This window comes from Exiguobacterium sp. FSL W8-0210 (assembly GCF_038006045.1).
Lineage (GTDB): Bacteria > Bacillota > Bacilli > Exiguobacteriales > Exiguobacteriaceae > Exiguobacterium_A.
On sequence record NZ_JBBOUK010000004.1, the window covers coordinates 35,658 to 44,532 of the forward strand.

The 8,875-nt window shown below is 35.5% G+C and carries 10 protein-coding genes; 8 read left to right on the forward strand and 2 right to left on the reverse strand.

From position 1 onward, the window contains the following. Positions 1 to 78 precede the first annotated feature (78 nt). Positions 79 to 978: a hypothetical protein gene (locus tag MKY22_RS17230; RefSeq protein WP_341090744.1), complete on the forward strand. Its 900-nt coding sequence runs from the start codon at positions 79 to 81 to the stop codon at positions 976 to 978. A gap of 392 nt (positions 979 to 1,370) precedes the next feature. Next, positions 1,371 to 2,903 carry a primase C-terminal domain-containing protein gene (locus tag MKY22_RS17235; RefSeq protein ID WP_341090746.1) on the forward strand — a complete coding sequence of 511 codons (1,533 nt, stop codon included), beginning with the start codon at positions 1,371 to 1,373 and terminating at the stop codon, positions 2,901 to 2,903. 54 nt (positions 2,904 to 2,957) lie between these two features. Here MKY22_RS17235 and MKY22_RS17240 read toward each other — a convergent pair whose 3' ends face one another. Beyond that, the gene (locus tag MKY22_RS17240; protein ID WP_341090748.1) at positions 2,958 to 4,106 is read right to left on the reverse strand and encodes a hypothetical protein; all 1,149 of its coding nucleotides are present in this window, start codon (positions 4,104 to 4,106) and stop codon (positions 2,958 to 2,960) included. A gap of 572 nt (positions 4,107 to 4,678) precedes the next feature. Here MKY22_RS17240 and MKY22_RS17245 point away from each other — a divergent pair. The 6 genes from MKY22_RS17245 to MKY22_RS17270 all read left to right on the forward strand — a co-directional run bounded on the left by MKY22_RS17245 (position 4,679) and on the right by MKY22_RS17270 (position 7,313). Beyond that, positions 4,679 to 5,026 (forward strand): hypothetical protein, encoded by a 348-nt coding sequence (locus MKY22_RS17245; protein ID WP_341090749.1) that lies wholly within the window; start codon positions 4,679 to 4,681, stop codon positions 5,024 to 5,026. A gap of 29 nt (positions 5,027 to 5,055) precedes the next feature. Next, positions 5,056 to 5,361, forward strand: coding sequence for a hypothetical protein (locus MKY22_RS17250; protein WP_341090751.1), 306 nt, complete (start codon positions 5,056 to 5,058; stop codon positions 5,359 to 5,361). A gap of 66 nt (positions 5,362 to 5,427) precedes the next feature. Continuing rightward, positions 5,428 to 5,823: a hypothetical protein gene (locus MKY22_RS17255; RefSeq protein WP_341090753.1), complete on the forward strand. Its 396-nt coding sequence runs from the start codon at positions 5,428 to 5,430 to the stop codon at positions 5,821 to 5,823. Continuing rightward, a complete protein-coding gene (locus MKY22_RS17260) occupies positions 5,816 to 6,196 on the forward strand; it encodes a hypothetical protein (protein WP_341090755.1) in 381 nt (126 codons plus the stop codon). The genes MKY22_RS17255 and MKY22_RS17260 overlap by 8 nt, the downstream gene beginning before the upstream one ends. Positions 6,197 to 6,668: 472 nt before the next feature. Continuing rightward, positions 6,669 to 6,986 carry a hypothetical protein gene (locus tag MKY22_RS17265; protein ID WP_341090757.1) on the forward strand — a complete coding sequence of 106 codons (318 nt, stop codon included), beginning with the start codon at positions 6,669 to 6,671 and terminating at the stop codon, positions 6,984 to 6,986. A 33-nt stretch (positions 6,987 to 7,019) separates the two neighbouring features. After that, positions 7,020 to 7,313: a hypothetical protein gene (locus MKY22_RS17270; protein ID WP_341090760.1), complete on the forward strand. Its 294-nt coding sequence runs from the start codon at positions 7,020 to 7,022 to the stop codon at positions 7,311 to 7,313. 37 nt (positions 7,314 to 7,350) lie between these two features. On the opposite strand, the gene MKY22_RS17275 is transcribed toward MKY22_RS17270, so the two are convergent. Beyond that, a complete protein-coding gene (locus MKY22_RS17275) occupies positions 7,351 to 8,361 on the reverse strand; it encodes a DUF4062 domain-containing protein (protein WP_341090762.1) in 1,011 nt (336 codons plus the stop codon). Positions 8,362 to 8,875: the final 514 nt, after the last annotated feature.

An 8,875-nucleotide genomic window follows, 5' to 3' on the forward strand; every position in this document is an offset into this window, starting at 1 on the left:
TAGTAAAGGATTTTATTTTTCGTTGTTTATTTTGTAGGTATTTGTGATATAATTAATCATAGTAAGAGAGGTGATTGTATGAAACGCTATAATTTTTATGTATCAAAATCTGTTAATAGAGCTTTCCAGGCGAAAAAGTTTGGACGACAAGGTAGTAAGCAACTTCGAGAAGTGTTGGATAAAGGATTAGATAAAGCTGAATTAATCAAATACATTCGTGACAATAAAATGAGTGACAAAAACGACGTAGAAAAAGAAATTAAGTTGTTAACTTTAACTGAATTTCAGAGTAAAGAAATTGATGATCTTTGTGACAGCTTAAAACAGATGGGTTTGAATGCTAATAGATCTACAATCATCGAATATCTTCTTACAGTCTTAGAACCTAAAGGGCAAAAAGAATTAAAAAAACGTATGTATTATGTACCGAAAGACATATTGGAGTTACTGGATGTTGCCATAAAAAAACAAACTACAACGGTAAATTCTAATGGAACCTTTGTACGTAGAAAAGACGAGATCATACGGTTTATAGATGAAGGTCTTTATAAGCCGTTAGAAAGCTTAAGAGAATACGAGTTATACAACCATTGGTCAGATGAAAAGCATCAATTACAGCTTGTTTTAGACATAGATACTGATGAATATATTGGAGAACAATCCATTCGATTGTTTGGGAATGATGAATCAAAGAATCGAATTAAAATTTTATGTGATGTATTTAGGCAGTACGTTAAATACACCGAAGAAGACACTATGAGTAAAATTAGAGAGGTGAAATTACTAATGCATAAAGCAATTGAACGCTCTGTTGATCTTGTAGGATGGAATGAATCAAAAGAAATTGTTAATGAAGTTATGGAAGTATATGAATTAGAAGGGGGTCAAACTATGTATCCGACTGGCAAAGAAGAATTAGTTTATCCAGGGCATGAATCAGAAGTAGAATACACAACTAAAAAAACTAGCGAAAAATAACCTTGTCCTATATAGCTTTTCCGAGTATTGTTAATGTAATGCGAGTAATTATGGAATATTTTTTACAAAGAAAATTAAAAATGAAACGCTTGATAATATATAAAAACTAAAATCGAATAAAGGAAAAGGACCTGAATCATAGATTCAAGTCCTCAGAGAACATGCATACCCACTCAATTGTCTTTGGCCGGACGGGAGATGAATTTGCTGTTCTAATTAACATACTTATGACCTCATATTAGCATGCTTAAACATGTCTGACAAGGTTATAAGTATAAAAAGCGTGACCTCCAATATACGGGTGTGCATGTTCTCTGTTGCTTTTACTAAAAATCAACGGGAACAGCATACCCTTTTTGTGTGCTCTTCTTACTAGTTGGAGGAGAAGTCTGATGAACTCGAGTCTTTCTAAAAGTCCTGTAAGACAGCATTCGTATTTAGAACAAAAAGTTTTAGAGACTATTTTCGGTCGTGGAATTGGATTATATGACAACTATGCCAATAATGTACCGAGATCAATCAAACAAAAGTGTGATTTCGAGTTGAAGACTCAAGGAAGTATCCGGGTTGCTTATAGTAAAGAAAGTATTTTTGACCTCTCTTTAGGAGGTCAAGATATTGCTCGAAGTATACAGGGTGTTTTGCATTACCATAACAATAGTCATACTGGAGTAACCCATTTTACTCCAAATACATATTATAAGGCCGTAAAGCCATCTGACATTGCTGATGAAAACTTAAGACGGGTTAGAACATATTGTTTTGATATCGATCAAAAAACATCAGTACAACAAATCCTGTTTGCTTTCGAAGTAGCAGGAATCCCGTGTAAACCGGCATTGATTTTAAAAACTCCAAAGGGAGTACAATTTTTTGTTGTGTTCGCAGATAATGAAGCGTGGTACGGTTCAGCTGCTGCTGTTCAATACGCAAAAGCTATTGGAGAAGCATTACGTTCTTCTTTGTATGAACAAGGCTTACAAATTGACTTGAACAACTCACTTTTTGGATGGGCTCGCTTTCCAAGAGAAGAAACAATTATGTACTTTGAAAAGGAAAACGTTTGGTCTAAAAGCGAAGCTACTGAGTGGTTTCAAGAATTAGGTCTAAAGCGTGGTAATGCATCAGTCAATGGATCATGGTTAACTAGCAAGGCAGGACGTGCTCTTTGGAATATGGACGAAAAAGGAACTCGAAACATGGCAGCTTTTGAATTAAGTGTCATGGCTAAGAGAGACGGATATGAGCTCGAGGATACTCTTATAATGCTGAAAGAGCGAAATGTAAAAGCTACCTATCCTATGGGTAACAGACGACTTGAGAAAGCCGTAAAAAGTGCATATAAGAAAGATTACTTTGTAAGACCAGATGTGGTTGAAATGATTTGTGGCGTGCGTCCACAGTTACGTGGTTACTATAAGCACAAAAAGTCTAAAGAAGAACGTGCCTATGAAAAAATAGAAGAGCTTGTAGAACGCACTATTGATCACCTTGAAAAAAGGTTGCCCGTTGGGGAGGGGGGCAGTCTGTCGATTAGTGCCTCACAACTTGCAGAAGAAATGAATCATGAAAAAGCACAAGTCAAAAGTTTGACTCGTGCTTTTAAGAAAGTCTCTAAATCTAAATTCATTATCCGTAAAAAAAGAGATTTAAAAGGTAATGTAATGAAAGGTAGATATGCTGGATTCGTTATTTATCGGACCCAGGACTTCATGCTGGAGATCTCCAAACAGAAGCAGAAGATTCAATTACTTAGAGGTACGTATAATGCATTATGTGCATTAGAAAAGACAAAAGAATATTCTTCAAAATTAATGTGTCAATTGCCAAAACACTTAGGTACCGTATCCCGCCTGTCTGTTTTGACCTTGATTTATACAAGTGGTTGTTTGCCAGGACCTGGACTATGGTGGTTGGACGAATAAATAGGTGTTTTTCAACGAGTATGGTGATTGAAATATTGTAAGGATTAAGAAGGATTAAGATGGTTTACTGAAGTGTTTTATCATTGATCCCAGTATCTTTTGCCAGTCGATTTCATTTTTGATTTCTTCAGTATCAACAAATGAATCAATAGCCTCTGTTAGATGATTCATATCCTGTAAAAGTATTTGGTCGTCTAATATGCTTTCACTGTTTGTGAAAAACAAGTCTGTAAAGTTAGGACCATTTAAGTTGTAATGGAGAGTGTTTCGATACTCTTTTAATTTTATATTGGAATCAGATCCGTATTTCTCAAGAATATAGTTTAAGTCTGATTTACTTTTGTTATTAAGATCTTTGAATCGTTCTGGTAAATGTACTTTAACGGTTCCCAAGGAGCTAAGTATACTGTCAAATCTTATAGTTATAATTCTCTGGTGATAATAATGATCTAATAGATTAGGATTATTGATGTTTGGAAAATAGTCTTGTACAAACCATTTTAAAACGGTCAATTCATGTTGTATGAGTAATAGACGAAAGATAAAAGTGTTATATGCAGGATCCTCTGAAATAAAAATGTTCGAGTGGTTTGTATCTTTGTAATACATATCTCGAAGGATTTCTGATTTGGTAGGAACGTATTTCTCTTCTTTTAAATTGAGTATAAATTCATGTGGAACATGAGTTTTTAACTTATTAGAGAGTTCAGGAAGTAATTTAGCAAGCCTGGTTGCTAAATAATAAGCTGCAGGTGGCGTTTTGTCCTCTCGTATTACTTTTGCCTCTATACACTCAACAAGATACATCTCATACATGGTACTACCTATGAGTTCATCGTATTGGTTGAAATACACACCTATATTTTTGGTATTAGTTCCAAATTCATCAGTATGTCTTTTTAGAACGGCCTTAAATATTTTTTGGTTTTTAGCTTTATTATCAAGCTTGATTTTATGACGTAATTTATGAATAACGTCCATATCCTTAGTTTTAAACTTAAAGTCAGTATCAATTTGATAAACAGTAAGTGCTAAATCTCTCAGAATAGGAAAGTTAATCATGGGATCATTAATTTTTGCGTACTCTATAAACCTTTTTAAAAATTGTAGATGGGCTTCACAATCATAATAGGCTGTAATGTAACTAGATTTAGGGTTTAAAAGCATTATTAAGAATACACCTCCATACAATAAGTATACCATTAGATTATGAATGATTAGGGCTCATAGAAGGTCCTGTAGCGCATATACATGCTGACAGGACCTAACTACCGCTGACAGCCTACTCCGGCCGATAACGACGTTTCCTAAGCGCCAAGGCGCTAGGATCCGTACGTTCCTGTCCATCGTTTAACGGCTGCCACGGAGCGTAGGTCAAAATCAAAAGCATTATGATAGCACTAGCGTTAACGCTAGCATTAAAAAAGGAAGTCCGGCCAACGCCGGACGAGAGCATTTTTCCGATTTGCCCCTCGGAGCGTACACTTCACTGACCAGGGCTGGAGATGGAGGACCCGAGCCTCCGCTTCGCTTCTCGGGATCCTCCAGCCCCTAGACCTGGACTCCTCATCAAGGGACGAAAACTTTGTATTATTCTCTGAAGATCGGAGAATAAAAGTTTCCTCAAGAGCTCCCTTGACACGTCGTAGGCAGCGAGTGTCCGCATTCGGTGTCAAATCGGCAAAAATAAGCCTTATTGAGGCTTTTAGCGCCCCGAGGAGACAAAGACGGAAAAAACCAAGTTCGAAAACATCAAAAACGAAAAGAGGAAAAGCATGAACCTTAAAAAGCTATCAAAAGACTTACAAGATGAAATCGAAGAAATTTACAACATGACGTTTACTTACGAAAATTTATCTCAGATTCATGTTCGAGAAGTAGACAGAAGTAAGGAGTGTGGAAGTATAAAACTAATGTACTCTAACGTTAAAAATGAGACGGCTTCTACATTAGATTATCAGTACGACGAAGAAGAAGAGACATTTGAAAGAAGACTAATAGTAAGTTATTTAGAAGGAGATTGGTCCACCTTATTAGATCAAAAGTTAAAGGGAATAGATCCTGAAGATCTTTTAGATGATCTTAAGTCTGTATTTGATTTAATGACACTTACACCGTACTAAAATCACTTATCTAATTGGAGGAAACTAAAATGATGCATGCGACTGTTACCGTGGGAATGAACACTAAAAAAAACAGTAAGTCGATTCAAAGAAAACAATATTTCACGTTACCACATCAAAAAGAATTATTTTTCAATGCTTTGGAGAGCTATGGTATTAACGATCAGATGGATCCAGTAAATTTAGAAATTAAAAAAGAAGATGTTCTGATTGAGAAGTGGTCCAATGTTACAGTAGATTATCGCGACTTAGAAAAGCTAAGTAAAGACGTGTACTGCTCTTCTTCGCTAAACGAAATTACCGAACATCTCGAGATGTTTTTAGAAAGTATATAATTTTTATAAAAGCATTAATGCTAGCAATAGCACTAGCATTAATGCTAATTTTAAGGAGGTCATTATATGAGTGATTCAATTAATTTTAAGGTCTTTGTAGGGCTAGATATAGATATTGAAATGAGCAAACTTCAAACTTATATTCATTCAAACTCAAGTAAACTACAGATTTTGCAAGGGCTTCAAGAGATCATTAAAGAAGAGTTAGCAGCTGAAGCAAACTGTAATGTAAGCAGTCCAGGACCAACTATAATGCGTTTCTATGATACTCATAACGAATTAGAGCATTTCACGGATATTCTAGAATCGCATAGCTCGACAATAGGCAATCTAAATAAGGTGAATCCTGATATATATCCGGTTCTAAAGCACTTATCAGAGTGTGACGCAATGATAGAGATTGAAGATCCAGAGGATCCATATATGGTGACTTTAAGTGAACAGGAGACTGAACATGAATAATACAACTTTGATGAACATCATAAACAAATTATGTACAGAAACGAATAATAGTAGAGAACGTCGGATAAGCGTTTCTGTACAATTAGGTGTCCTTAGAAATGCATTTGGTTTAAAGAACGATGCTCATTTAAAAACTAAAAGTGATCATCGTCTTCAACCAGTGTTGACTCAAAAGGAAATTAAAAATGAAGCACTTTGGTATAGTGAAATTTTTCAGCTGCAGCAGAAAAATAATCAACACGAAAAGTTAAGAGAAACGTTTGTAAGTCTTTTAGCAACAATCGATGCAATTGAGATCTTCGATAAGGATTTAGCACTTAATATAACAAGGGAATTGGACACAATCCTCCGTACTGGAGCAACAGTCAAATAATCTAAAAGAAGAAAGGAGAAAGTAGCTATTGCTACATTTCTCTTTTTTTCGAAAGGAAGTAATACTACGTATTACTATTGAATTAATTTTTTCGCACGCATCGAGCGTGCGTTTTATTTTAGGCTATTCATTTTCCTGGATGATGTAAAAAAAACAAAAGCATAGGACCCCTGTTCTTGTCACGTTAGTTCACTATTATTTTTTGGCAAGGGTGAAAAATAAACCCTTCATTCCATGATTTATAAGAACCAGGAAACTCCTCGACCTCATGCGTCGTCAAAAATTCTGATAGCTACGCTAGATTTTTGACTCCTCTGATCCCCGGAGTCTCACTGAACCTAATAAATATTCCAATCAGTTACGCTAAAGCGTATTTTTTTTTGCACTTTTCCTTGCCAAAAAATCATCACGTTCACTCAACAGACTTCGAACAGGGGAGATGGTCCTCGAATTTACAAAAGGAGTGAATCGTATGTATTCGTCGTTTGAACATCTAAGAAGTGAAATTTCGCAAAAGCTCATCTATGAATATGGAGGAACTGGTTATCATATCGATAGAAAAGGAAAAAAAATCTCAGTGAATTTTTTAGGTAATGATTATCTGTTTCATGTGACAGATTTTATTCTTGAATCAGATAGTAAAGTGAATGTCATTGATGACATTTTTAATTGGGAACTTGAGCGAGTAACAACACATCAATATGAATCAGTAGCAATTGATAATGTTCAAGAACTCCTTATTAATATCTGGACAAAAGAGGAGAAAGGAAGAACTAATTTACTAGCTTAATTGCTAGTAAATCAGTTCTAAGGAGAATCTATAATGAACCTACTAGAAATAAGATATAACGACGGAAAAGAAGAAGTAGTTCAGTTACAAACTGAAGAAGATTTTCTTCAGTTTGTAACTGAACTTTGTTGGGAGAGATTTCAATGGACACCTTTATTAGAAATTTGTGATGGTATTATTTTTGTTCATTCAGAGACTTGGGAAAAAGATTATTATTCTGAATCAGGTAAGAAAGAATGGCTTCGAAAAAATATTGATATTGAAAATGACTCTGATTGTATTTTCTATGAAAAATTGAAAAAACTTTTAAAATTTAAATCTAATTAGTAAGCAGAGAAGACAAACTTTAAAACTAATACTATTTTTAAAGTTTGTCTTTTTCCTGATTAATAGCCATGAAGAATTTTAATCCCTCTCCAGTCAGTCGATATGTAACTGCAACTGAGTCGTTAGAGTTTCTCGTCATAAATGGATTGACTAAATGGTTGGAACTTAAGAACCCTATCAAATTTTGCGAAATGTAATATCTTAATACATCATTTGGAGATTCATGATTAGTAATATCTGAAGCAATTTCTTTCTGAACTTGGTTGATTTTAAGGACTGATAACATATCAGTAAAATGAGCATTTATCCCTGTATATGGTGCTAATTCTTTGGCAGAAACCATAGATAATGCAGCGACATCCATCAATTGTGAGAATTTTAATGTTGATTCGCTAGCATGACCAGACGAACGACGACTAAAATCGTTTTGCTCGGTTAAAATTCTGTTCTCACTTTTCAAAAGCGATATTTCAGACTTTAGTTCTTCAATTTGTTGTATGAATAATTGATTATCAGCAGAAGAGTCATTGCTTCTGACCCATCCTTCGATGTTTGCGTCATCCTCAAAAAATCTCAATGAACCCATAACAGCTGAGTCAATTTGAAAAATATTCTCTAAATACTTTACAACACTACCAGTTTTAGTTTGTTCAATAAAAGAAGCCAGTTTTTTAGGGCTTTTAATTTCGCGAAAATCATCAAAAGACCGATTTGAATTTGTATATTTATCTTTAATCATTTGTTCAGTTAAAATTAGTGTGAAAATCGGCATATTTTTCTCTAATGCATATTCGTATTCAAGATGAGTGTAGCTTTTTTGAGTAGCTGGATCTAGAGAACCATAGCGTCCTCCGAGAATAAGCATAAATACATCTGACTCATCAATCCACTGTCTAATTACTTTCATCTGATCCTGATTATTTGCTTTGAAAAGCTCCATTCCAGCAGGTATATGGTTTGAATCTAAAACAGCCGTTACCGCTCGTTGTCGTTCTTCAATCAAATCTGTATAAGTAGATGATATAAATACCTGAAATTTCTTTTTCAACTGGTATTCCTCCTAAATGTTCATACTTTAAATAGTAACATTTATTGGTTACAAATATTTAAACATTTGGGCTCATAGAAGGTCCTGTAGCGCATATACATGCTGACAGGACCTAACTACCGCTGACAGCCTACTCCGGCCGATAACGACGTTTCCTAAGCGCCAAGGCGCTAGGATCCGTACGTTCCTGTCCATCGTTTAACGGCTGCCACGGAGCGTAGGTCAAAATCAAAAGCATTATGCTAGCACTAGCGTTAACGCTAGTGCTAAAAAAGGAAGTCCGGCCAACGCCGGACGAGAGCATTTTTCCGATTTGCACCTCGGAGCGTACACTTCACTGACCAGGGCTGGAGATGGAGGACCTGAGCCTCCGCTTCGCTTCTCAGGATCCTCCAGCCCCTAGACCTGGACTCCTCATCAAGGGACGAAAACTTTGTATTATTCTCTGAAGATCGGAGAATAAAAGTTTCCTCAAGAGCTCCCTTGACACGTCGTAGGCAGCGAGTGTCCGCAT